Here is a 22933-nt window from a genome sequence, read left to right as displayed (position 1 = left end):
GGTCTGCGGAGTCCGGGGGGTGGAGGGCCGGTGGGCGTGCCGGGGCCGCGTAGCGGAGGGGTGTCGGCCGCAGGCGGGGGCGCACACGGGCCCCGCCCGCACCCCGGGTGAATCCGACGGGTCGTGGCGGGGGCGGGGCCGGGTGCCGGATCGGTGTCGTCCGTGGGCTGCGTGCCGGTGCGCCGCCCGTTTCCGGCTGATCGTGTCTGCCCCGGTTGGGGGCGGTGGTTCGGGGCAGTCGCGGCGGAGAGTACGCAATCGGTGGTTCGGTGCCGGTTGTGCTGGTTTCGCGTTGGTGTGTGGCGATGCCGGAGCGCCGAGGGGGTGGGGATGCGTGCAGGCGGGCTGGGGTGTGCGGCGGCGCTGGTCGCGGTGCTGGCGGGCTGCGGTCCGGTCGCCCCGGCCGGGGGCGGCCGTGAGCGGCAGCCGCCGCAGCCGGAGGCGTCGGCCGCGGGGGCGGCGGGCGGCGGCGACGCCGCGGTGCGCGGGCGGGTGATGCGGGTGCAGGGCGCGCCGGGGGCCCACTGCCTGCTGCGGGCCCGGGCGCCGTCGCGGCCGGTGCCCGATCCCGAGACCGCGGCGGTCACCGACGCCCGGGGGCGCTACGCCTGGTCGCTGCCGGCGGCCACCTACACGCTCTGGGCGCGCTGCGGGGCCGCCGAGGGCCGCGTGGAGGGTGTGGAGGCGGTGGCGGGGCGGACGGTGCGCGCCGACATCGTCGTCGAGTGAGCGGCGGCGGTGGGGGTAGGGGGCGGCCATGGTCAACGTCCTCAGCAGCCGCGTCCTGCTCCACCCCAGCGACCCCGAGCGCAGCCGCGCGTTCTACCGCGACGTGCTGGGGCTGGCGGTCTGTCGCGAGTTCGCCACCGGCGGCGGCACCTACGGGACCGTGTTCTTCCTGGGCGGGGGGTTCCTGGAGCTGTCGGGGCGCAGCGACACGCCGCCGGCGCCCGGGCCGGTGCAGCTGTGGCTGCAGGTTCCCGACGTCGAGCGGGCCCGGCGGGAGCTGGCGGGGCGCGGCGCGGTGATCGCGCGCGAGCCGGTGCGCGAGCCCTGGGGGCTGGTGGAGATGTGGTTGGCGGATCCCGACGGTCTGGCCGTGTGTGTGGTCGAGGTTCCCGAGGACCATCCCATCCGCCGCCGCGACTGACGGGCGCCGCGCCCGCGGTGGGCGCGGCCGCTCCGGGCGGTGGCCCGGTGCGGTGCTCAGTCGGCGCCGCCGCGGTCGGACCGGGCGCGGGCGTCGGCGGCGCCGCCGGCGCCCACCGCGGTGGCGCGCTGGTGGCGGGTGGCTTCCAGCTGGTCGCGCAGCCGCGTGATTTCGCGGGGGCCGAAGGTGCCGATGAGGGCGGGCAGGGCGCCGCGCAGGCTCTGCACGGTGCGCAGCCAGGGTTGGCCGTAGATGTGGCGGCGGCGCCGGGTGATGCCGGCCAGGAGGCGTTCGACGGCCGGTTCGGGCGCGTAGGTGCGGTTCATCGGCCAGGGCAGGCGGCGGCGCAGGGTGGCCAGGGCGGTGTCGCTGTCGGCGCCGCGGACCATGTCGGTGTCGGTCCAGCTGAGGTAGGCCACGCCGACGCCGACGCCGTGGGGGGCCTGTTCGGGGGCCAGGCAGTGGGCGAAGGCCTCGACTCCGGATTTGGAGGCGCAGTAGGCGCCCATGAGGGGGGCGGGTGTCAGGGCGGCGAGGGAGGCGACCTGTAGCAGGTAGCCGCCGGTGCGCTGCAGGGCGGGCAGGAATGCGCGGGCGGTGGCGATGCTGCCGAGCAGGTTGACTTCGATGACGCGGTCGAAGGCGTGGGCGGGGGTGTGGTCGAAGGGTCCGCCGGTGGCGATGCCGGCGTTGGCCACGACGATGTCGATGCGGCCGCGGTGGCGCTCGATGCGTGCGGCGATGTCGGCGAGGGCGGGGGCGTCGGTGACGTCGGCTTCGTAGACGTCGGCGTGGGTGGCGCAGTCGCGGGCGGTGGCGGCGAGTTCGTCGCCTTCGAGTCCGACCAGGACGGGGTGGGCGCCCTCCGCGGCCAGGCGCAGGGCCAGCAGGCGGCCGATTCCGCGGGCGGCTCCGGTGACCACGGCGGTCTTTCCGTCCAGGGCGGGGTGGCGGCGCGTGCTCATGCGGGCTCCTCGTGGTGGGTGCGGGGGGCGAGGTGGGTGTCGGCGAGGTCGGTCAGGGCCCGGGCGAGGGCCTGGGGGGTTTCCAGGGGGGTCATGTGGCCGGCGTGGGGGATTTCGACGACGTCGCGGCAGTCGGGAAGGAGGCCGGCCATGCGGTGGGCGTGGGCGCGGGGGGTGAGGCGGTCGTCGGTGCCGGCGAGGAGGACGGCGGGCGCGGTGAGGGCGGTCAGGCCGCGGTCGAGGTCGAGGCCGGCGAGGACGCGGCCCCAGCGGGCGCGGGGGGCGGGGGCGACGGCGTGGACCATCCGGGTGCACATCTCGACGGTGGCGGGGTCGGCGCCGTCGGCCATGGTGGCGTAGTGCAGGGCGGCGCGGGTGAGGCGGTTGCGGGGGCCCAGGGGCAGGGGTGCGGTGAGCAGGGCGCGGTGGGCCAGGGCGGCGAGGCGGGGGGTGCGGTGGGCGAGGGGGATCACGCGTGAGGTGCGGGGCAGGTCGCTGGGTCCGGTGCTGGCGAGGAGGGCGGCGGCGGTGCGGGTGGTGAAGCGGGGTCGGTCGGCTGCGGCCATGAGGGTCATGGCGCCCATGCTGTGGCCGGCGACGACGGCGCGTTCGTCGGGGGCCAGGGCGGTGTCGAGGACGGCGATGAGGTCGTCGGCGAGGGCGGTGGTGGTGTAGGCGGGGCCGCCGCGGGGGGTTTGGCTTTTTCCGTGGCCGCGCTGGTCGTAGCAGATCAGGCGCAGGCGGTCGCCGATTCGGTCGATGAGGGGGTGCCACAGGCGGGTGGAGCAGGTCCAGCCGTGGGCGAGGACGACCGGTGGGGCCTGCGGGGGGCCGTGGATCTCGGCGTGCAGGCGGGTTCCGTCGGCGGAGTGCACCGTGAGGCTCTGCCGGGGGGTGGGGGCGGCGGAGGTGGTCATGGTCGGTCGCTCCTGGGGGCCGTCGGGCGTCGGGGTGGAAACCGAGCCTAGACCATGACAATGGTCATTGGAAGAGTTGTGTCACATCGGCGCGGTGCCGACCGCGCGGGTGCGGCGGCGGGTGCGGACCGGCGCTACACTCGGGGCCCGACCGGCGCATCGAATCGGGAAGGCCGCCACGTGGACCGCGACCTCACGCTCGAGACGATCCTGGAGGGGCTGGCGCTGTACGCGCCGGCCGCGGAGCCGCGGCGCGGCCGCATCAGCTCCGCCACGCTCGACCCCGGCGGCGACGGGCTGCTCAAAGCCGTGGTGGATTTCGGGTCCACCCCCGAGGGTCCCGATACCGGACCCGACCTGGAGATCGCCAGCCGCCGGTATTCGGGCGCCGCCGACGCCGGGCGGGAGCTGCGCGCCTTCTGCGCCGAACGCGCCCTGATGGAGCGTCGTTCCCGCGACCCGGCCGGCGCCGAGGCGTTCTCGCTGGGCGCCGACGCGGAGTGGTCGGAGGGGGCCGTGGCGGTGGAGGGGCGGGCGCTGGCGATGACCGTTGTGACCGCAGACCACGCCTGGGTGGGGGCCGCGCTCGCCCCGGGCGGGGTGCTGGTGCGGGTGTTCACTCCGCCGCCGGGACCGGGGCCGGCGGAGCTGGTGCGCATCCGCGCGCCCGAGCGGCTGGAACCGTTGCGCGGGCGCGGCTGAGGCGCGGTCTCAGCAGCAGTCGGGCCCGCCGCCGGGGGCCTCGCCGTCGTCGGCGCGGGCGGCGGGGGTCATCAGCCGGCGCGGTCCCGGGCCCTGGTCGGCGAGGCGGTCGTGGGGGTTGGACAGGGTGCAGCGCTCCAGCGACAGGCACCCGCAGCCGATGCAGTCGGTCAGGTCGTCGCGCAGGCGCTCCAGCTGGTCGATGCGCTCCTGCAGCCGGTCGCGCCAGGCTTGCGACAGCCGTGCCCAGTCCTCGCGGGTGGGGGTGCGCGCCCGGGGCAGGCACTCCAGGGCTTCGCCGATGTCGGCCAGCGGGATGCCCACGCGCTGGGCGAGCCGGATGAACGACACCCGGCGCAGCGTGTCGCGGCGGTAGCGACGCTGGTTGCCGGCGGTGCGGCGGCTGGAGATCAGGCCTTTGCGCTCGTAGAAGTGCAGGGCCGAGACCGCCACGCCGCTGCGCTGGGACAGCTGGCCCACGGTGAGTTCCTTGGCCTTCCACGACGGCTGGCCGGTCATCGAGTGCCCTCCCCGCCCTGAGACATCAACGCAGCTTGAGGTTAGCAAAGGCGGCGCCGGCTGCGGCCCGCAGCCGGCGCGGGGCGGCGTGTGCGGCCACGGGTGCGCGTTTTGGCATAACGCCCCGCGGGCCCGGGGCCGAGTTGTACATTGTTTACCGCCGCAGGGTATGCGGTAGCGGCCTGGAGCGGCCTCTCGACGGGCGCCGGCGGTGGCGGTCGCATCGGCTCGTGCCGTGCGGCCGGCGCCGCGGGGAGGGCGCCCGAGGCCCATGCCCGGCGCGGGCCGAGGGGGAAACGGCCCGCGCGCCGGGGTCGCGAACGGGGGGAGAAGCCGCGTACCGGTGCGCCGCAGAGCGCTGCCGCGCGGCGGATATCAGGGGGAGCAAGACACCGTGGTGCACCACATGACGGCGGAAACCGAGCATTCGGCGCCTGCGGCGCCGGCGGGCGGCGACACGCTCGCCGGGCCCGGCGAGCCCGACCACCGGCTGTCCTTCGCCGGCCAGCCCGCCAGCGTGGGGGCGCTGCGCGACTGGGCCGCCCGGTGCCTGCGCCGCGGCCCGTTCGCGCACCCGCCCGACCTGGTCGAGGACCTGCTGGTGTGTGCCAGCGAACTCGCCACCAACGCGGTGCGCCACTCCGGTTCGGGCCTGCCCGGCGGCACCTTCACCGCCCGTCTGTGGCAGGACCGCCGCCGGGTGCGCCTGGAGGTCGCCGACCTGGGACCGCGCCCGGGACGGCCCACCCTGCCGCGCATCGACGGGTCGCTGCTGGGCGACGGCGCCGCCGAGAACGGCCGCGGCCTGGGGTTCGTGGCGGCGCTGTGCGGCGGCGAGTGCGGCGCCACCGCCCCGCCCGACCCGCGCGGCCACGCCGTGTGGTGCGAACTCGCCCGACCCGCCGGTCCCGGACCCGAGGAGGCGCGGTAGGGCCCCGGCGGCGCGCCCGCACCGGCCCGGGCCGGTGTCGGCGCTAGGTTCGCCCCCGAGCGCCGATGCCGGAAAAGCGGCCGGCGATACGGGGAAAGGAGCCGGCGATGATCACCAGGCTGGGTGTGGCGGGCGTGTTCGTGCTCGACTACGACGAGGCCAAGAGGTTCTTCCTCGGCAAGCTCGGGTTCGAGGAGCGCTTCGACCTGGCGATGGACGACGGGATGCGGTGGCTGACGGTGGGGCCGCCGGCCGATCCCGGCTTCCAGCTGAGCCTGCAGGTGCCCGGGCCGCCGATGCACGACGCCGACACCGCCGCCACCCTCCGCGCACTGGTGGCGCGGGGGGCGCTCAGCGGTGGGGCGTGGCACACCGACGACTGCCGCGCCACCCACGCCGCCTACGCCGCGCGCGGAGTGGAGTTCCTCCAGGAGCCGCGCGACGTCGCCTACGGGGTCGAGGCGGTCTTTCGCGACCCCTTCGGCACCTGGTACAGCCTCAACGAGCTCAACGAGGCGGCCTTGGATCCCCAGGCCATGGCCGAGCGCTTCGGCCCCGGCGACGCCTGATCCGGCGGCGGGGCCTGTGCGCGCGTCCGCGGCCGGACCCCACGGTGGGGTCCGGCCGCGGACGCGGTGGGTGGGGTCTCAGGCCGGTACGCGGGCGGTGTCGCGGTCCCAGACCCGGTGGCCGGCGAGCACCCGCGTGAAGGCGGTGTGGAAACCGCCCGGGTCGCTGCCGCGATGGGTGAGCACACCCTGGTCGGAGACCCCGGTTTCGCCGTCGCCGGCCAGGCGCAGCGGCGGAAGCGGCGCCGCCTCCAGCACGCCCACCCCCTCGTGCAGGGCCGCCACCGGCTTGGCGTGTTTGAAGGCCTCGGCGACGTAGTTGAGCGCCAATCCGTTGCGGGCCAGTGACGCGGCCGAGGAGGCGCCCCCGGCCACGACGACCGCGTCGTAGAGCACCGAGGACATGGTGTGCAGGGCCCGGTCCACGACCAGGCTCTGGCCGTCGGCGGCGCCGAGCCGGCCCTCGTCGGGAGCCAGCACCTCCACCGCTGCGCCCTGGGCGGCCATGGCCTCGCGGAAGCCGGTCACCGCGGCGGCGTCGACGCCCTCGTCGGCCAGTACCGCGATGCGGCGCGAGTAGACGGTGTCGGTGCGCGAGTTGGCCTGGCTGAGCGCGGGCGAGGAGCGGCCGTGGTTGGGCGCCTGTTCGGTGGCGGGCGGTGCGACGCCGATCCCCTGGGCGACGGCGCGGGCCAGGGTGTGGTCGACGGCGTCGAGGTGCTCCACGACGCGCTCGCGCACCGCCATGGTCGCGCACTTGCCCAGCTCGAACTGGAAGGCCGAGGTCAGGTGCGCGCGCTCCCAGCCGGAGAGGCTGTTGAGGAACAGGGTCGCCTGGCTGTAGTGGTCGGCGAAGCTCTCGCTGCGCTTGCGGATCGTGGCGCCGTCGACCCGTTCCTGGTAGTGGCTGTAGGGCGCCTCGCCCAGGTAGGGGCAGCCGCTGCCCAGCGAGTTGGGGAAGTAGCTGGTGCGCCCCCGGTGGAGGGTGTGCTGGTTGAATCCGTCGCGCTGGTTGTTGCTGACCTCGGCCACGGGCCGGTTGACGGGCAGTTGCTGGAAGTTGGGCCCGCCCAGCCGGATCAGCTGGGTGTCGAGGTAGGAGAAGTTGCGGGCCTGCAGCAGCGGGTCGTTGGTGAAGTCGATTCCGGGGACGACGTTGGCGGTGTGGAAGGCGATCTGCTCGGTTTCGGCGAAGAAGTTGTCCGGGTTGCGGTCGAGCACCATCTTGCCCACCGGGGTGACCGGGACGTCCTCCTCGGGGATGAGCTTGGTCGGATCGAGTAGATCGACGTCGAAGTCGAACTCCCGCGATTCGGGAATCAGCTGCACACCCAGCTCGTACTCGGGGTACTGGCCCTGCTCGATGGCCTCCCACAGGTCGCGCCGATTGAAGTCGGGGTCTTTGCCGCCGATTTTCTGGGTCTCGTCCCAGACCAGGGAATGGGTGCCCAGCAGCGGCGTCCAGTGGAATTTGACGAACGTGCCGTCGCCGCGCTCGTCGACCAGGCGGAAGGTGTGCACGCCGAAGCCCTGCATCATGCGGTAGCTGCGCGGGACGGCGCGGTCGCTCATCAGCCACATCATCATGTGCAGCGTCTCGGGCTGCAGCCCCACGAAGTCCCACAGGGTGTCGTGGGCCGACTGGGCCTGCGGGATCTCGTTGTGGGGTTCGGGTTTGACGGCGTGGACGAAGTCGGGGAATTTGATGCCGTCCTGGATGAAGAACACCGGCATGTTGTTGCCGACCAGGTCGTAGTTGCCTTCGCGGGTGTAGAACTTGGTGGCGAATCCGCGCACGTCGCGCACGGTGTCGGAGGATCCGCGGGATCCGGCCACGGTGGAGAAGCGCACGAACACCGGGGTGCGCAGCTGGGGGTCGGTCAGAAAGTCGGCGCGGGTGTAGTGCGCCAGCGACTCGTAGACCTGGAAGTAGCCGTAGGCGCCGGCGCCGCGGGCGTGCACGACCCGTTCGGGGATGCGTTCGTGGTCGAAGTGGGTGACCTTCTCGCGGAAGTGGAAGTCCTCCATCAGCGTGGGGCCGCGCTCTCCGGCGCTGAGGGAGTTGTCGGTGTCGTCGACGCGGACCCCGGTGTTGGTGGTCAGCGCCCGGTCGGAATCGTCGCGGACCTGATCGAGCCGGCGGTCCTTCTCGTCTCCGGCCGGCTCCTGACCGCGGGAGAACTCGGACATGGCGGTGCCCCTTCGCTGCTGTGGTCGCCTCGCGTGGGCCCGGGCGCGGCTGCGGGGCGCCCGGGTTCTGACGGTGCGGTCCTCCGCTGACCGCACGTCGCCCGGGCAAACACGCTGCGGAGTCGAGCCCGCGGGTCGCGGCAGGCGGCCGGGCCGGGGACGGTTGGGGGCCGGCGATCGGGGTTAGCGGCGGATGCGGGAGGTCCGGCCGGGGGGATCCGGTGCGGGACCGAATCTTTCGGGGAAGGAGCAGTGCAGGTATGGCTTCCAACGGTCTGGTGCGCACTCGCCACGACAGCCTCATCGCCGGGGTGTGCAGCGGTCTGGCGCGCCGCTTCGGCCTGTCGCCGTTCATCGTGCGCCTGCTGTTCGTGGTCTCGTGTGTGCTGCCGGGGCCGCAGTTCGTCATCTACATCGCGCTGTGGATCGTGATGCCCAAGGAGGCCTGAGTTCGCCGGCCGGCGCCGCGGCGGGGCAGCGCGCCGTGGCGCCGGCGGCCGGGGGCGGCCGGCCTGGCGGGGTGTATCCCCCCGTCGGCCCCCATGCTCGCGGCATGCTCGGGGTCGCCGGCGGCGACCCGAACGGCGAGCCCGCGCCGGTCCTGCACGGCGGGCCCGGGTCCGGGTGCACACCCGGCCAGCGCCGGCTGTTCGACCCCGGCCGCTACCGCGTCGTCCTGCTGGACCAGCGCAACTGCGGGCGCAGCCGCCCCCACGCCGCCGACGCCGCAACCGACCTCTCCGCCAACACCACCCACGGCCTCCTCGCCGACATCGAACGGCTGCGCGCGCACCTGGGCATCGACCGGTGGCTGGTCTATGGCGCCTCCTGGGGCGCCACCCTGGCGCTGGCCTACGCCCAGCGGCATCCGCAGCGGGTCGCGCGCCTGGTGCTGTGCGGGGTCACCACCACGCGCCGCCGCGAGATCGACTGGCTGTTTCGCGGTGTGGGCCGGTTTCTGCCCGGGCAGTGGCAGCGCTTCCGCGACCACGTGCCCGAAGCCGCCGCCGACACCGACGTGGTGGCCGCCTGCGCCGCCCGCATGGAGCACCCCGAGGCGGCCGTGCGCGCGGCGGCCGCCCGGGCGTGGACGCGGTGGGAGGACGCCGTGATCGGTCATGAGACCTCCGGCGACCCCACCGCCTACACCGGCCGGCCCGAACGCGACCGGCTGGCGCTGGTGCGTATCTGCACCCGCTGCTTCGCCAACGCCGCCTGGCTGGAGGAGGGCGCCTTGTTGGACGGGGCCCACCGGTTGGCGGGCATCCCCGGCACGCTGATCCACGGGCGCCTGGATCTGAGCTCGCCGCTGGAGACCGCCTGGCTGCTGCACCGCGCCTGGCCCGATTCGCAGTTGCAGGTGGTCGAGGACGCCGGCCACACCGGCGGCCCGAGCATGGGCCGCCACCTGCTCACCGCCCTCAACGGCCCTGGCGCACCGCTCCCGGAGGCGTAGCGGCGGTGGGTCCGGCCCCCGGTGCGGCGACCCGCGGCGGTGGCCGCCGCCCGGCTCGCCCGGTCAGGCCGGCGCGATGATGTCGGTGATGTCGGTTCCGGCGCGCAGGAGGGCGAGTGTCCGCCGGGCGATGGCATCGACGCGGGATTCCAGTGCTGCGAGCGGGTCGGCGACGTCGTGAAGCCGGCGGATGCCGGTCATCGTGTGCCGGATGTCGGGGATGCGGTAGCCGGCCGCTCTGAGCGCGGCGGTGATGCGGGCCTCCCGGATCGCCGGGAGGGGGTAGCGCCGCGCGGCGCCCGCCCGCGTCGTGACGCGTTCCGGGACGACGAGCCCGGACTTCTCCCAGAACCGGAGCGTCGAGGCGGGGACGCCGAGGGCGCCGGCGAGCTCGGTGATCGTCATCGCGTCGCCGGTGGCCGGTGCCGTCTCGGCCGATGCCTCGGCGCGGATCGCCTGGAGCGCTCGGTGTGCGGCCAGGGCGTCGTCGCGCTCCCGGGCGAGGGCGACGTGGAAGGAACCGAGCAGGGCGGCCGCCTGATCACGCGGGAGCGTGCGGATCTCGCGCAGCGCGCGCCGCGCCCGGACCGGTCCGATCGCGGCGGCGAGGTCGCGGTAGGCGCGCAGGTCGCGCAGATGCCCGTGGGAGAACCGGCGGTAGCCGTTGGCCGCTCGGGGTGCCGGCGCGATGACGCCCAGCGCTTCGAGGTCGCGGATCTGCTGGGCGGAGTAGCCCGACGCCGCCGCGACCGCGGCGGTTGTGAGCCGCGTCTGCGGCGACGTGTCGGTGGAGGCCACGGTCCAACCCTCCATAGGCACTTCAACTTCATACTTCACGCATGGATTCAAGCATGCGTATGGAACAGCTTCTCCAGACGATCCGTGCCTTCGACGGCGTCGTGGAACTCGCTCCCGCAGAAGGAAGCGGGTTCCCCGAGATCGCATGGGGCGACCACTTCTTCTACTTCGCCCCCCACGGACAGGTCCCGGATCGAGTCCAGCCCTACGCCACGATCGTGACCAAGGATTATCCCGACGACACGCTGTGCGGCCTCGACCCGGCAGGCCGCTGGCGGGTCAACATCCACGTCGGCAAAGCCAAGCTCACCGAACTCACAGGCGAGGACTTCGGCGACACCGCCGCACACGACTTCAGCGAAGCTGACGTGATCCTCCCGCACCCGGTCTATGCAGCACTGGGCTGGATCGCCGTGGTCAACCCGGGCGACCGTACAGCACCCGCCGTCGTCGCCCTGCTGGGCGATGCCCACGACAACGCACCGCGGCGAGCTTCTCGCCGCGGTGCACCTGATGCGCCGGGTAATGCGACAGGGTGACGTCCTGCCCGCGGCTGGAGCCGGGGGTCTGCGCCGGACCGGTGCTGGGGCGCGGTCCTGTCGCTAGTGGTCCTCGGCCAGGCTGAGCACGATCTTGCCGCGCAGGTGGCCCTGTTCGCTGAGGCGGTGGGCCTGGGCGGTCTGCTCCAGCGGGAAGGTGCGCTCGATGGGCAGGTGCAGCCGGCCCTGCTCGATCAGCGGCAGGATCTCGGCGAAGACCTCCTCCAGCGGGGCGCCGTCGCCGCCGCCGGAGAAGGGCACGCCGTGCTCGGCGGCGTCGGGGTCGGCGATGGTGACCACCCGTTCGGGCGATCCGGCCAGTTCGACCGAGACCGCCAGTACGCCGCGGCCGGAGGCGTCCAGGACCGCGTCGACGCCCGTGGGGGCGGCCTCGCGCAGACGGTCCTGCAGCCCGGGGCCGTAGGTGACGGGCTCCACGCCCGCCTCGCGCAGGAAGTCGTGGTGGCGGGTGCTGGCGGTGCCGATGACGCGGGCGCCCCGAATCCGCGCCAGTTGGGCGGCGACCAGACCGACGCCGCCGGCCACGGCGTGGATGAGCACGGTTTTGCCGGCGCCGGAGTCCACACCGAGCAGGCCCAGGGTGCGGTAGGCGGTTTCGGCCGGGATCGGCAGTGCGGCGGCGAGTTCGTAGGAGAGCCAGTCGGGTTTGGCGACCAGCTCCTCGGCGGGCGACAGGGCGCGGGTGGCGGCGGCTCCGCCGCGGGCCTTGCCGAAGACGGCCTGGCCGGTGTTCCAGCCGGTCGCGCCGGGTCCGGTCGCCTCGACGGTGCCGGCCAGGTCCAGGCCGGTGCCCTGTGGGTGCTGCGGGGGAACCGAGGCGTCGGCGGAGAACGCGCCGCTGCGGATCTTCCAGTCGACGGGGTTGACGCCGACGGCGCGCACCGCCACCCGCACCTGCCCGGGGCCGGGTTCGGGGGCGTCCTCCTTCTCCAGCGTGAGCACGTCGGGTCCGCCGTAGCGGGAGTAGCGCACTGCCTGAGCCATGGCAAGCCTCCTGGTCGTGGTGTGGGGATGCGTCGACACCGCCACTGTGGAACCTGAACCGCGCTCGCGGTCAAGCGCGGGTGGGGCGGATCACCGCCGGTCGGCGGTGCGGTGGCCCGCCGGTACCGTACCGGCCCGGCCCGGCCGGTGGTGCCGTCCCCTGCGCGCAGCGGCGGCGGGTGCCGGGCGCTCACCGTGCCAGGCGCCGCCCCAGGGCGGTCAGGCGCGCCCGGCACCGGTGCTCGCCGTCGGGGGTGACGGTTCCGGGGACGGGGTGGAACAGGCGGGAGCGCACCTGGTCGGCGGGCAGGTCGACGTGCAGGTGGGCGGTGTGGGGGTAGTCGGCCTCGGCCAGTGAGCGGGCCAGGAGATCGGCGGGGTTCTCGGCGGGCAGCGGGCGCGGGGTGAAGCCCCGCCGGGTGGGCAGCGCATCGGCGATGCGGTCGGCGCGGAAGATGCGCCAGTCGGCGCGGTCGGGGTCGTAGGCGATGAGGTACCAGCGCCCCTGGGCGGTGACCAGGTGGTAGGGCTCCACGCGGCGCCGCCGGGAACAGCCGCGGCGGTCGCGGTAGTCGAAGGCGAGTACCTCGGTGTCGCGGCGGCAGCCGGCCAGCAGCGCCAGGCGGGCGGGGTCGACGGGCACCGCGCCGCGGTGGGGCAGGGCGGCTGCGGCGCGTCCCAGAGCGTCCAGCTGCGGGCGCAGGCGGGCGGGCAGCAGCGCCTGCAGTTTGACCAGGGCGCGGGTGGCGCCCTCGGCGATGCCCGGGGTGCTGCCGGCGGCGGTGGCCAGAGCGATGGCCGCGGCCACGGTCTCCTCGTCGTCCAGCAGGAGCGGGGGCACGGCGCGACCGCCCCGGGCGAGCCGGTAGCCGCCGTCGGTTCCGGTGGTGGCGTCCACGGCGTAGTCCAGTTCCCGCAGTCGCTGGACGTCGCGGCGCAGCGTGCGGCGGCTGGTGCCCAGCCGCTGCGCCAGTTCGGCTCCGGGCCACTGGCGGCGGGTCTGCAGCAGCGACAGCAGGCGCAGCAGCCGGGCGGGCATGTCCCGGCGCGTCGAGGTGGGCTCCATGCGTTGCACGATCGCAGGCCTTGAGGACGTGGTGTGGCCGCAAGGGGTGTGAACGTGGGCGCCATGACGGATACGACGCACAGCATCGGGGACGCGGGGCTGCAACGGCTGGCCCGGAACACGACGGGGCCGGTGCATCGGCCCGGGGGCGGTGGATACGACCGGGCCCGCACCGGTTATCAGCTGCTGGCGCCCCACCGGCCTTCGGCGGTGGTGGAGGCTTCCGGAGCCGCCGACGTGCAGGCGGCCGTGCGGGCGGCGGTGGCCGATGCGCCGGTGGCCGTGCAGGCCACCGGGCACGGCCGGGCGGCGGCGCTGCAGGGCGGGGTGCTGCAGGGCGGGGTGCTGGTCTCCACCGCGGGCATGGACCGGGTCGACGTCGACGCGGATGCGGCCACCGCCCGTGCAGAGGCCGGCGCGACTTGGGCCAAGTGGTGGCGGCGGCCGCCCTGCACGGGCTGGCTCCGCTGTCGGGAAGCATGCCCGGCGTCGGTGCGGTCTCCTACACCCTGGGCGGCGGTGTGGGACTGCTCGCCCGGCGCTGCGGGTTCGCCGTCGACCGGGTGCGGCGCGCGGAGGTGGTGACCGCTGACGGGCGGCTGCGTGTGGCCGAGCCGGGCAGCGAACCCGAGTTGTTCTGGGCGCTGCGCGGCGGCGGGGGGAGTTTCGGGGTGGTCACGGCGCTGGAGTTCGGGCTGGTGCCGCTGCGCCGGGTCTTCGGCTGCGGGCTGTACTTCGACCTCGCCGAGTGCCCTGATGCGGTGGCGGCCTGGGCGCGGTGGACGCACAGCGTGCCCGAGGAGACGACCTCGGCGGTGACGCTGCTGGTCATGCCCGATGTCGCGGGGGTGCCGGCCCGGCTGCGCGGCCGCCACATCGCCCAGGTGCAGATCTGCCATGCGGGACCGGCCGAGCAGGGGCGCCGGCTGGTGCGGAAGCTAGAGGCGCTGACGGGGACTCCAGCGCAGTCCACGCTGCGCGAGATGGACTACAGCGAGTCGGGGGCGGTATTCGACGAGCCCGACACCCCGCAGGGCTACCGGTCGCAGAACCTGCTGCTGGACTCGCTGGAGGAAGGGGCGATCGAGGAGCTGGTGGCCCGGGCGGGGCCGGGGGCGCCGGTGATGTGCGTGGCGGGGCTGCGCCACCTCGGCGGGGCCCTGGCGCGGGTGCCCGAGGGGGCCGGGGCGGTGGGCCACCGGGGCGCCGCCTATCTCGCCAGTGTGCTGTCGCCGGTCGATTCCGAGGGCGGCGGGGACGGCGGGGCCGGCGACCTGCACCGGCGGGTGCTGGAGCCCTTGACCGCACAGGCGATGGGGCGCTCGTTGAACTTCATGTTCGGGCCGGCGTCGGCGGCGGACGTCTCCGCCTGCTTCGCTGCGGCGGATTACCGGCGGCTGCGGGAGGCCAAGGCCGCTTACGACCCCGAAGACCGCATCCGCGCCAATCACCCGATCCCACCGGCGCCGCGCGGGTGAACCGGTCCCGTTCGGAGACGGGCCCCGGGGCGGGGGCGGCGGCCGGATGCGGTCTCCCCCGCCCCGCTGGTGCCCGGGCTGCGCCACGACGGCCGGCGCCTGCACCAGCGCACCATGGTCTGGAGCCCGTGAGCCCCGGCGGCGCAGCGGCGGCCGCGGGCTAGGCGGCCGGTGCGGCCAGCCACGCGTCGATGCCGGCCTCGATGCTGCGCTTGAGCTCGGCCGGGGCGAACGAGGCGGCCGCGGCGGTGCGCGCGAACGCGGCCATCTCCGTGTCGCTGCAGCCCGACGCTGCGCGCACCCGCGCGTACTCTTCGGTCAGCGTGGTGCGTGCCACGTCGGGCACGTCGGTGTTCAGCGTCAGCGCCAGACCGGCGTCGAGCAGCCGCGGCAGCGGGTGGGCCCGCACCGACGGGGCGAACCCCAGAGCCACGTTGGAGGAACAGCACACCTCCAGCGCGATCCCGCGCTCGCGCACCCGCTCGGCGACCGCGGCGTCGCCGAGCACGCCGATGCCGTGGCCGATCCGTTCGGCGCCCATGTCCAGCGCTTCGGACACCGATGCGGCGCCGCCGGCCTCCCCGGCGTGGTGGACGATGCGCACTCCGGCATCGGCGGCCTCGGCCAGCACGCCGGCGAAGGGCGCCAGGGGATAGCTCTCCTCACCGGCCATGCCCACCGCGGCCACCTGCTCGGGGTGCTGCAGGGCGAGGTCGAGGGTGCGCCGGGCCCGCTCCACCGATCGCCGCCGCGAGTGGTCCAGGATCAGCCGGGTGTGCAGCCCGTGGGCCGAGCGGCCCTGGGCCAGACCGGCCAGTACCGCCTCCAGCGGCATCCGCGGCGCGCCCAGCCGCTCACCGTGGGCGGCGGCGCTGAAGGTGGCTTCGGCGTAGCGGGTGCCCTGCGCCGCTTCGTCGGCGACGAACTCGCGGGCGATGCGGGCGAAGTCTTCGGGGCGGCGCAGGCAGTCGCGTACGCGGGCGCCCCGGTCGGCGAAGGCGCGAAAGCCCGCGAAGCGCTCGGGCGCCGCCTCCGGCGCCGCGCCCCCGTTGGCCGCGGCGATCTCGCGCAGCGTCGCGGGGCGGATCGTGCTCTCCAGATGGACGTGCAGGTGGGCCTTGGGAAGCAGGGCGAGGTCGCGCATGCACCGGATCCTAGAGGCGTTCCGCCGCGAGGCGTACCGGTTTTCGCGGGCGGAGGCCGCAGCCCGCGGCGGACTGCTTGCGCTGCGGTGTGTGTCATGCTTGCTGCGCAGCGTGAGCACACCCGGTGCCGACAGGGATTTCACCCGCACGCCACCGCCGGTTGGCGCTGGAGCGATACACCGGCGTAAGGCGTCCGCGCCGGTTCACCGCCGGGGCCTACCGCGCCCCCTCCCCGACGACGACAAGGCGGCTTTCGTGAAGGTCTCGGTAATCGTCCCTGCCTATGACGAGGAGGCGGTGCTCGGCCGCTGCCTGGAGGCGCTCGCGCGCCAGCGGACGCCCGCCGCAGAGATCATCGTCGTCGACAACAACTCCGCCGACCGCACCGCCGAGGTCGCCGCCGCCTTCGCCGAGCACGGGGTGCGGGTGGTGCGCGAGGCCCGCCAAGGCGCGGTGCACGCCCGCAACCGCGGATTCGACGAGGCCTGCGGCGAGGTGCTGGGGCGTATCGACGCCGACACCGTGGTGGGGCCGGAGTGGGTCGCCGGGGTGGCCGCCTCCTTCGCCGCCGACCCCGCCACGGGGCTCGCTCCCGACGCCGTCACGGGCCCGTCCTGGTTCTACGACGTCCCGCTGCGCCGCATGGGGCTTGCCGCCCACCGGTTCTTCTGCCACCGCCTCAACCGGCTGCTGTCGGGCCACGCCATGCTGTGGGGCTCCAATATGGCGCTGAGCCGGCAGTGCTGGCACCGGGTGCGCGCCCACACCTGCACCGCCCCGGGCATCTGGGAGGACCTGGACCTGGCGGTGCACCTGAGCCGGCTGGGCATGCGGGTGCGCTACGTCGACGGGTTGCGGGTGCCGGTATCCGCGCGGCGTATCGGCGCCTCGGTGAGCGAGCTGTATGCCTACCTGCGGGCCTGGCCGCGCACCTACCGGCTGCACGGCCGGCGCCGCGCGGCCGGGGGCGCGGCGGTGTGCCTGCTCATCGGACTGGTGCTGTTGCGGCCCTGCTCGCTGCTGGTGCGCGCGTACACCCCCTACGACGGCCGGTGGTCGCCGGTCGGGCTGCTGCGCCGCTCCGCGACCGGCCGCCCCCTGCCCTGACGGGGGAGGGCGGGGGCGGTTCCGCCCCGAGTGACGGATACGCGCTGCGGTCGGCGTCCGCGATCCGCTGCGGCCGGCTCACTCGGTGTCATTCCAGGCCGTGGCCTCGGGTGCTGTCGCCGTGGGCGCGGTAGCACCTGCACGAACCGCTCAGTGTGGCCGACCTGGCGACACGGGCGGCCGTGAGTCAGGCGACCCTGCATCGCCGCTTCCGCGCCGAACTCGGGACCACCCCGCTGGCCTGGCTCACAGCGGAGCGGGTGGATACGGCCTGCCGACTGATCGAACGCGGCGAAGTCCGGATGGAGGCGGTGGCACGCGCCAGTGGTCTGGGAACCGCCGCCAATCTGCGCACCCGGATGCGTCGCCGCACCGGCCTGAGCCCGGCTGCCTACCGGAGCCGCTTCGGTCCCGCCGCTCGTTCTGCGTGACCGCGGTCCGACCGGCCGCGGCGTGGGTGCTCGGCCCGAAGCTCTCGTCCCGGTCGGAGTCCGTCCTGCGGGGCGCCGCCCGGCGCGGCCGCGCCGGGCGGCGCCGGCTCCCCTACCGCCGGCGGCGTGCGCACAGGAGCGTGTCGGTGAGGACCGGAGCCTCCCCCTGAGTAGTGGACATCTCCGACAATGGAAACCAAGGAGGAGTCCACCACCATGGCCATGAAGCACTATCCGGCCGAGTTCAAAGCCGACGCGGTCGCGCTGTACCGGTCCCGGCCCGGCGCCACCATCGCCGAGATCGCCGACGAGCTCGGCGTCAACCGCGAGACGCTGCGCAACTGGATCCGCATCGACGACAGGCAGCGCTCGGCGACGGCCGCGCCGGCCCACCCCCGCCCGGCAGAGGCCGCGCCCGCGGGCGAGCCGCTGCAGCAGGAGAACAAACGGCTGCGCGCCCAGATCGCCGAACTGGAGAAGGAACGCGAGATCCTGCGCAAGGCGGCCGCCTATTTCGCGGGAGAGATGAAGCAGTGAGCCGCTTCTGCTTCGTCCAGGACCACCAGGGCGCCTACGGCGCCAAGCGGCTGTGCGCGGTGCTTCAGCTGTCGCGCTCGGGCTACTACGCCTGGCGGGCCCGCGCAGGCGCGCGTGAACAGCGGGCGGCCGCCGACGCCGAACTGACCACCCGGATCGCGGCGATCCACGCGGCCGACCGCGCCTGCGGGGCGCCGAGGATCACCGCCGAGCTGCGCGAGCAGGGCCACGTAATCAACCACAAGCGGGTGGAGCGCCTGATGCGCACCGCCGGCATCGAAGGCCTGCACCTGCGCAGGAAAGTGCGCACCACGGTGCCCGAGCCCGCCACGGCCCCGGCGGGCGACCTGCTGGGCCGCGACTTCACCGCCCAGGCGCCCAACACCCGCTATGTCGGCGACATCACCTACCTGCCCGTGGACGGCGACCGGTTCCTGTACCTGGCCACGGTGATCGACCTGTACTCGCGGCGGGTGGTGGGCTGGTCCATCGCCGACCATATGCGCGCCGAACTCGTCTGCGATGCGTTGGAGGGGGCCCGGCGCGCGCGGGGCGGCTGCCTGGACGGCGCGGTCTTCCACACCGACCACGGCGCCCAATACACCTCCCGGCGGTTCCAGACACAGTGTGCGGAGCTGGGGGTGGTGCGCTCGATGGGCGCGGTGGGCTCCTCGGCCGACAACGCCGCGGCCGAGGCCTTCCACGCCACTCTCAAACGCGAAACCCTCCAGGGGCCCGGCTTGAAGCGGTGGCCCAGCCCGCACACGGCGCGCATGGCGGTGTTCTCCTGGATCAACCGCTACAACACCCGCCGCAGGCACTCGGCGATCGGCTACCTCGCCCCCGCCGTCTACGAGCACCGAACCGCTAAGCTGCACCTGGCTGCCTGATTACCGGGTGTCCACACTCACGGGGGAACCCCCGACCATCGGATGACTGTGGCCATGGCCGTGCCCCTGCCCGTGGCCGCCCGCGTCGACCGTGCGGGTGGCGGTCTCGGCGGCCAGGACCTCCCATCGCCCGGGATCCAGCACCGCGGCGGCCTGCTGCGGGCTGACGTGGGCCCCGGGGGTGTCGGCGTGGTGGGCGTCGTCGGGGTGGTGGGCCGCCACCAGCAGCGTTCCGCCGGGCGCCACCGCCGAGGCGAGGGCCTCCAGCAGCGCCGCCGGGCCGTGGGCGGTGTGCACGTAGTGGCTGCAGACCAGGTCGAAGGCCTCGGCGGCCGGCGGGTGGGCGCTCAGGTCGGCCTGGCGCCACGTGATGCGGTCGGCGACGTCGGCGCCCAGCGCAGCGGCGCGCTCGCGGGCCGCGGCCAGCGGCGCGGCGGCGATGTCCACGGCCTGGACGCTCCAGCCGCGTTCGGCCAGCCACAGGGCCTCCTCGCCCCCGGCCGCACCCCGCATCCAGCGCCCGGCCGGGCGCGAGTCCGCCGGCCCGGGCCACCAGGTGCGGGTTCGCGCCGGCGGAGGCGTCGGGCCCGTCTCCGGTCTCGCGGTAGTGCCCCTCCCAGTAGGCGTGATCGAAAGCGGCGGGCTGCTCGGAATCTGCCGACACGTGTCCTCCTTCGCGGTCCATGGCGGTCAGGCGTGCTCGGTGCCGGCGGCGATCCCCGGCCCGTCGGGGCGGGTCGCGTCCTCCAGCCCGTGGCGGGCCGCGCCCGCGGCCTGCTCGCACAGGTGCGCCTCGGTCCCGGCCGGGAACGGGTCGCGATAGGCCTCCACGGCCCGGCGCGTGTCCTCGGTGATCAGGTCGGCGTTGATGCCGGCTCCTGCCGCCGCTCCGGCGGCTGCGGCGGCGCCGACCTGGGCGGCCAGGTCGGTGGTGTTGCCCGCCGCCCACACGCCGTCGACTGCGGTGCGGCCGTCGGGCTCGGCGGGGATGTGCTCGCCCATGCCCGAGGGGTGGGCGGCGGGGTGCAGCCCGAGTCCGGCCAGGAAGCCGGCGCGGGCCCGCATGCGCGTCGCGACCGCCACCACGTCGCGGGCCACGAGTCTGCCGTCGGACATCCGCAGCCCGGCGATGCGGTCCTCGGCGACCTCGATGGCGGCCACCGCGCCGTCCACGACCCGGATGCCGCGGGCCGCGAGCTGCTCGGCCCGCTCGCCCGCAGGTGCGGGCTGGTCGTGGCTCAGCAGCACGACGTCGGCGCTGAGTTGGCGGAACATGAGGGCCTGGTGCACGGCCATGGGGCCGGTGGCCACGACGCCGATGGCGGCGTCGCGCACCTCCCAGCCGTGGCAGTAGGGGCAGTGCACGACGTCGCGGCCCCACCGCCGGGCCAGTCCCGGGATGTCGGGCAGTTCGTCGACCAGGCCGGCGGCCACCAGGATTCGCCGCGCCCGGACCGCGCGGCCGTCGGCCAGGCCGACCGCGAAGGCGTCGCCGTCGCGCCAGGCGCAGATGACCTCGCCCGCCGCCACGTAGCCGCCGTAGCCGCGCACTTCGGCGCGGCCGCGCTCCAGCAGTTCGCCCGGTGCCGTGCCGTCGCGGGCCAGCAGTCCGTGCACGGCCGCGGCCGGGGCGTTGCGCGGCGCGCCGGCGTCGATCACGGCGACCGAGCGGCGCGATCGCGCCAGCATCAGCGCCCCGTTGAGCCCGGCGGCGCCGCCGCCGACGATCACCGCGTCGTAGGTGTCCTTCAGCTGATCGCTCACGTTCGATCACCTCCTGCCGCGAGCATGCGCCCCTGCCCCGATTGTCGGCAAACATCCTTGCCGGTGTGGCAAAATGGGAGGTATGAGCGAGGATTTCGATCAGACGCTGGAGGCGGTCGGCCCCCGCCTGCGCGCGCTGCGCCGCCGGCGCGAAACCACGCTGGCGGAGTTGTCGGCGGCCACCGGCATCTCGGTGAGCACCCTGTCGCGGCTGGAGTCGGGGGCGCGGCGGCCCACCCTCGAACTGCTGCTGCCGCTGGCCAAGGCGCACGGCGTCACCCTCGACGAGCTGGTCGACGCCCCGCCCACCGGCGACCCGCGCATCCACATGCGCCCCGTCACCCGCCACGGCATGACGATGCTGCCGCTGACCCGCCGCGCCGGCGGCATCCAGGCCTACAAGCTGATCCTGCCGGGCAGCGAACACCCCCGCACACCCGACCCCCAGACCCACGAGGGGTATGAGTGGATGTACGTGCTCAACGGGCGGCTGCGGGTCGTGCTGGGCGAGCACGACCTGGTGATGGAGCCGGGCGAGGCCGCCGAGTTCGACACCCGGCTGCCGCACTGGTTCGGCGCGGCCTCGGCCGCGCCGGTGGAGGTCCTCAGCCTCTTCGGGCGCCAAGGTGAGCGCGCCCACCTGCGCGCCCGCCCCACGGCCGCCGGCGAGGCGCCCGACGACGGGTGAGTGCGGACTCACGCCGCACGCCCGCGGGTCGTTGTTGGACCGGCGCACGCGGGCGGCTTAGCGTCGGCAGCGGCAGACGGCCCGGCCCGTGCGGGGCGGGGCCGCCGGCACACCGTTCCGCCGCCGGGTCCGCGGGTCCGGCGCGCACTCACCAGGGGAGAACAATGGCACGCATCCTGTTCGTCATGACCGGAGCCGACCACTGGACGCTGTCCGACGGCACCAAGCACCCCACCGGTTTCTGGGCCGAGGAGGCCGCCGCGCCCTACCGGGTCTTCACCGGGGCCGGCCACGAGGTCGTGGTGGCCACTCCGGGCGGCGCGGCGCCGATGGCCGACGAGGCCAGTCTGGCGCCCGGGGCCAACGGCGGCGAGGAGGGCGCCGCGGCGGTGCGCCGCACCCTTGAGGAGATGACCGTACTGCGCGAACCGCTGCCCTTGGAGGAGGTCGACGCCGGCGACTTCGACGCGGTGTTCTACCCCGGCGGGCACGGCCCCATGGAGGACCTGTCGGCCGACGAGGACTCCGCCCGGCTGCTGGTGTCGGCGCTGGAGGCGCGCACGCCGCTGGGTGTGGTCTGCCACGGGCCCGCGGCGCTGCTGCCCACCGCCCGGTCGGGCGGCGAGTCGCCGTTCTCCGGCTACCGGATGACCGGATTCACCAACGCCGAGGAGCGTCAGGCGGGCCTGGCCGACAAGGCGCCGTGGCTGCTGCAGGACCGTCTGGAGGCGATGGGCGTGGACTTCGCCGAAGGGGAGCCCTGGGCGCCCAACGTGGTGGTCGACGGCAGTCTCTACACCGGCCAGAACCCGGCCTCCTCGGAGCCGCTGGCCCAGGAGATGCTCACCGCGCTGCGGTGAGTCTGCGGGCCCCGCCCCGCGCCGGTCCTGTAGCGGCGCGGGGCGGGCCCCTCCGGCTCGGACGGCGTCCAGCGCGGGGTTGTCACCGGATTCCGCCACCACAGCGGTGATTTCCGCGCGGTCGATGGTGCGCGACTGTGTCAGCGGAGGGGGACGGCGCGGACCGTGTCGGCGATGGCGCGGGGGTTGCGGAGGTCGGCCCAGGTGAAGCGGAGGATGCGGACGTCGGGGTGGGCGAGTTCGAGGGCGTTCTGGCGGCGGCGGTCGCGCAGCAGCGGCTCGGGGAGCTCGTGGGGTGCGCGGCCGTCGGCTTCCACCAGCAGGCGGCGGTCGGACCACCACAGGTCGCCCACGGCGATGAGGCGGCCCCGGTCGTCGTAGAACCGGTGCTGCAGGCCGTCGGGTGCCACACCGCCGTCGGTGCACACCAGGCGGATACGGGGCTCCAGCGGGCTCTGCGCGCGGCCGTCGGCCAGATCCCACCACGGCCGCGAGCGCCGGCATCCCCTGCGGCCCCGGTTGGCGGCGGCGAGCTCCGGCAGGTCCCCGGTCCGCACGAGCCCCTGGTTGAGCGCGGAGTCGAGCAGGCACACCGGCGTGTAGCGGTCCAGGCGCAGCAGCACGTCGCGCAGAGTGCGCCCGGGGCCGCTCGCCCGCATCCCGCCGCGGGAGACGATCTCCTCCGGCGCCGTGGCCCAGGCGTGCAGCCGCACCCCGGGAATCCGGTGCGGGGTGCTCTGCGCCGGGACGGCCATGTGCACCGTCCCGTCCCACAGCGGCAACCCCTGCATGCCCCACAGCCGCGCGGCCGTCTCGGCACAGGCGAACGTCGCCGGCCCCAGCGCCAGCCGTGCGGCCATCACCGCCGACAGCAGCCGCCCCCGCTCGGTGCGGTCCTGCAGCTCCCGCACACGGAACACCCCCTGGTGGATGCGCACCCACGCGCGCCGGCTCAGCTGCCGCCGCAGGTCCGCCTCGGCCATCCCGCACCCGCGGGCCTGCGCCTTGCTGAGTACCCCGTACTGGGCTGCCGCGGCCCTGTTCGCCGCCCGGATCGCCTCCATAGACCCGAGCATGACCGCGCGGTAGCGGCCGCGGCCACGCGGATTCCGCAGCTGTGGACGGGCAGGGCGGGGTAACAGGGTGGGGGAGTGGGCGGAGGGCGTTCGGAGCGCATCGAGTGCGCGGATTTCACCGGATTTCGGTGCCACAGCGGTGATTTCCGC

At 74.9% G+C, this 22933-nt stretch carries 26 protein-coding genes; 15 read left to right on the top strand and 11 right to left on the bottom strand.

Annotated elements, in window-relative coordinates; all coding sequences use genetic code 11:
- Window positions 1-330: 330 nt before the first annotated feature.
- Window positions 331-729 carry a hypothetical protein gene (locus HNR25_RS23310; RefSeq protein WP_184639896.1) on the top strand — a complete coding sequence of 133 codons (399 nt, stop codon included), beginning with the start codon at window positions 331-333 and terminating at the stop codon, window positions 727-729.
- Between the two features lie 28 nt (window positions 730-757).
- Complete coding sequence (locus HNR25_RS23305) at window positions 758-1150, top strand: VOC family protein (RefSeq protein ID WP_184639894.1); 393 nt, start codon at window positions 758-760, stop codon at window positions 1148-1150.
- Between the two features lie 56 nt (window positions 1151-1206).
- On the opposite strand, the gene HNR25_RS23300 is transcribed toward HNR25_RS23305, so the two are convergent.
- The gene (locus HNR25_RS23300; RefSeq protein ID WP_184639892.1) at window positions 1207-2115 is read right to left on the bottom strand and encodes an SDR family oxidoreductase; all 909 of its coding nucleotides are present in this window, start codon (window positions 2113-2115) and stop codon (window positions 1207-1209) included.
- Window positions 2112-3032 carry an alpha/beta fold hydrolase gene (locus tag HNR25_RS23295; protein WP_184639890.1) on the bottom strand — a complete coding sequence of 307 codons (921 nt, stop codon included), beginning with the start codon at window positions 3030-3032 and terminating at the stop codon, window positions 2112-2114. The genes HNR25_RS23300 and HNR25_RS23295 overlap by 4 nt, the downstream gene beginning before the upstream one ends.
- Window positions 3033-3212: 180 nt before the next feature.
- Here HNR25_RS23295 and HNR25_RS23290 point away from each other — a divergent pair, with 180 nt between their 5' ends.
- On the top strand, window positions 3213-3734 hold the full coding sequence (locus HNR25_RS23290) for a hypothetical protein (RefSeq protein WP_184639888.1): 522 nt from the start codon (window positions 3213-3215) through the stop codon (window positions 3732-3734).
- Window positions 3735-3743: 9 nt separating this feature from the next.
- On the opposite strand, the gene soxR is transcribed toward HNR25_RS23290, so the two are convergent.
- On the bottom strand, window positions 3744-4253 hold the full coding sequence (gene soxR, locus HNR25_RS23285; protein WP_184639886.1) for a redox-sensitive transcriptional activator SoxR: 510 nt from the start codon (window positions 4251-4253) through the stop codon (window positions 3744-3746).
- A gap of 406 nt (window positions 4254-4659) precedes the next feature.
- Between soxR and HNR25_RS23280 the strand changes: the two genes are divergently transcribed.
- Both HNR25_RS23280 and HNR25_RS23275 read left to right on the top strand, forming a co-directional pair.
- Entirely contained in the window at window positions 4660-5184 is a 525-nt protein-coding gene (locus HNR25_RS23280; protein ID WP_184639884.1) for an ATP-binding protein, read from the top strand.
- 107 nt (window positions 5185-5291) lie between these two features.
- The gene (locus HNR25_RS23275) at window positions 5292-5753 is read left to right on the top strand and encodes a VOC family protein (RefSeq protein ID WP_184639882.1); all 462 of its coding nucleotides are present in this window, start codon (window positions 5292-5294) and stop codon (window positions 5751-5753) included.
- A 78-nt stretch (window positions 5754-5831) separates the two neighbouring features.
- Here the strand turns inward: HNR25_RS23275 and HNR25_RS23270 are convergent, their stop codons facing one another.
- Window positions 5832-7943, bottom strand: a complete 2112-nt coding sequence (locus HNR25_RS23270) for a catalase (RefSeq protein WP_184639880.1) — start codon at window positions 7941-7943, stop codon at window positions 5832-5834.
- Window positions 7944-8203: 260 nt separating this feature from the next.
- Here HNR25_RS23270 and HNR25_RS23265 point away from each other — a divergent pair, with 260 nt between their 5' ends.
- Window positions 8204-8392, top strand: a complete 189-nt coding sequence (locus HNR25_RS23265) for a PspC domain-containing protein (RefSeq protein WP_184639878.1) — start codon at window positions 8204-8206, stop codon at window positions 8390-8392.
- A gap of 104 nt (window positions 8393-8496) precedes the next feature.
- Complete coding sequence (pip, locus tag HNR25_RS23260) at window positions 8497-9399, top strand: prolyl aminopeptidase (RefSeq protein ID WP_184639875.1); 903 nt, start codon at window positions 8497-8499, stop codon at window positions 9397-9399.
- 63 nt (window positions 9400-9462) lie between these two features.
- On the opposite strand, the gene HNR25_RS23255 is transcribed toward pip, so the two are convergent.
- Entirely contained in the window at window positions 9463-10212 is a 750-nt protein-coding gene (locus HNR25_RS23255; protein ID WP_184639873.1) for a MerR family transcriptional regulator, read from the bottom strand.
- Between the two features lie 26 nt (window positions 10213-10238).
- Here HNR25_RS23255 and HNR25_RS23250 point away from each other — a divergent pair, with 26 nt between their 5' ends.
- Window positions 10239-10736 carry a DUF6194 family protein gene (locus HNR25_RS23250; protein ID WP_246464750.1) on the top strand — a complete coding sequence of 166 codons (498 nt, stop codon included), beginning with the start codon at window positions 10239-10241 and terminating at the stop codon, window positions 10734-10736.
- A gap of 63 nt (window positions 10737-10799) precedes the next feature.
- Here HNR25_RS23250 and HNR25_RS23245 read toward each other — a convergent pair whose 3' ends face one another.
- The gene (locus HNR25_RS23245; RefSeq protein WP_184639871.1) at window positions 10800-11741 is read right to left on the bottom strand and encodes an NADP-dependent oxidoreductase; all 942 of its coding nucleotides are present in this window, start codon (window positions 11739-11741) and stop codon (window positions 10800-10802) included.
- Between the two features lie 190 nt (window positions 11742-11931).
- Window positions 11932-12807, bottom strand: a complete 876-nt coding sequence (locus HNR25_RS23240) for a helix-turn-helix transcriptional regulator (protein ID WP_184639869.1) — start codon at window positions 12805-12807, stop codon at window positions 11932-11934.
- 63 nt (window positions 12808-12870) lie between these two features.
- Between HNR25_RS23240 and HNR25_RS26285 the strand changes: the two genes are divergently transcribed.
- On the top strand, window positions 12871-13392 hold the full coding sequence (locus HNR25_RS26285) for an FAD-binding protein (RefSeq protein ID WP_246464749.1): 522 nt from the start codon (window positions 12871-12873) through the stop codon (window positions 13390-13392).
- Window positions 13287-14285, top strand: coding sequence for an FAD-binding oxidoreductase (locus HNR25_RS23235; protein WP_246464748.1), 999 nt, complete (start codon window positions 13287-13289; stop codon window positions 14283-14285). The genes HNR25_RS26285 and HNR25_RS23235 overlap by 106 nt, the downstream gene beginning before the upstream one ends.
- A 160-nt stretch (window positions 14286-14445) precedes the next feature.
- On the opposite strand, the gene add is transcribed toward HNR25_RS23235, so the two are convergent.
- Window positions 14446-15429, bottom strand: a complete 984-nt coding sequence (gene add / locus HNR25_RS23230; protein ID WP_184639868.1) for an adenosine deaminase — start codon at window positions 15427-15429, stop codon at window positions 14446-14448.
- Window positions 15430-15685: 256 nt separating this feature from the next.
- On the opposite strand from add, the gene HNR25_RS23225 reads away from it, so the two are divergent.
- From HNR25_RS23225 to HNR25_RS23215, 3 genes are all read left to right on the top strand, one after another.
- A complete protein-coding gene (locus tag HNR25_RS23225) occupies window positions 15686-16537 on the top strand; it encodes a glycosyltransferase family 2 protein (protein ID WP_184639866.1) in 852 nt (283 codons plus the stop codon).
- Between the two features lie 137 nt (window positions 16538-16674).
- Entirely contained in the window at window positions 16675-16968 is a 294-nt protein-coding gene (locus tag HNR25_RS23220) for a helix-turn-helix domain-containing protein (RefSeq protein ID WP_221459436.1), read from the top strand.
- 216 nt (window positions 16969-17184) lie between these two features.
- Window positions 17185-18395, top strand: a protein-coding gene (locus HNR25_RS23215; protein ID WP_184639040.1) for an IS3 family transposase whose coding sequence is annotated in 2 segments (ribosomal slippage) — window positions 17185-17485 and window positions 17485-18395 — 1212 coding nt in all. Because the reading frame shifts where the segments join, the coding sequence is not laid out codon by codon here.
- Here the strand turns inward: HNR25_RS23215 and HNR25_RS23210 are convergent.
- Window positions 18396-18908 carry a methyltransferase domain-containing protein gene (locus tag HNR25_RS23210; protein ID WP_184639863.1) on the bottom strand — a complete coding sequence of 171 codons (513 nt, stop codon included), beginning with the start codon at window positions 18906-18908 and terminating at the stop codon, window positions 18396-18398.
- A 177-nt stretch (window positions 18909-19085) separates the two neighbouring features.
- Window positions 19086-20159 carry an NAD(P)/FAD-dependent oxidoreductase gene (locus HNR25_RS23205; protein WP_184639861.1) on the bottom strand — a complete coding sequence of 358 codons (1074 nt, stop codon included), beginning with the start codon at window positions 20157-20159 and terminating at the stop codon, window positions 19086-19088.
- An 82-nt stretch (window positions 20160-20241) separates the two neighbouring features.
- Here HNR25_RS23205 and HNR25_RS23200 point away from each other — a divergent pair, with 82 nt between their 5' ends.
- Together HNR25_RS23200 and HNR25_RS23195 are read left to right on the top strand one after the other, a co-directional pair.
- On the top strand, window positions 20242-20847 hold the full coding sequence (locus tag HNR25_RS23200) for a helix-turn-helix domain-containing protein (protein ID WP_184639859.1): 606 nt from the start codon (window positions 20242-20244) through the stop codon (window positions 20845-20847).
- Between the two features lie 164 nt (window positions 20848-21011).
- The gene (locus HNR25_RS23195; RefSeq protein ID WP_184639857.1) at window positions 21012-21707 is read left to right on the top strand and encodes a type 1 glutamine amidotransferase domain-containing protein; all 696 of its coding nucleotides are present in this window, start codon (window positions 21012-21014) and stop codon (window positions 21705-21707) included.
- A 140-nt stretch (window positions 21708-21847) separates the two neighbouring features.
- On the opposite strand, the gene HNR25_RS23190 is transcribed toward HNR25_RS23195, so the two are convergent.
- A complete protein-coding gene (locus HNR25_RS23190) occupies window positions 21848-22771 on the bottom strand; it encodes a PDDEXK family nuclease (RefSeq protein ID WP_246464747.1) in 924 nt (307 codons plus the stop codon).
- Window positions 22772-22933: the final 162 nt, after the last annotated feature.

Source organism: Streptomonospora salina, assembly GCF_014204715.1.
In the GTDB taxonomy this organism is placed as follows: Bacteria; Actinomycetota; Actinomycetes; order Streptosporangiales; family Streptosporangiaceae; genus Streptomonospora; species Streptomonospora salina.
The sequence above is the reverse complement of the archived record's forward strand: the minus strand, read 5'-3'. Positions and strand labels throughout refer to the sequence as shown.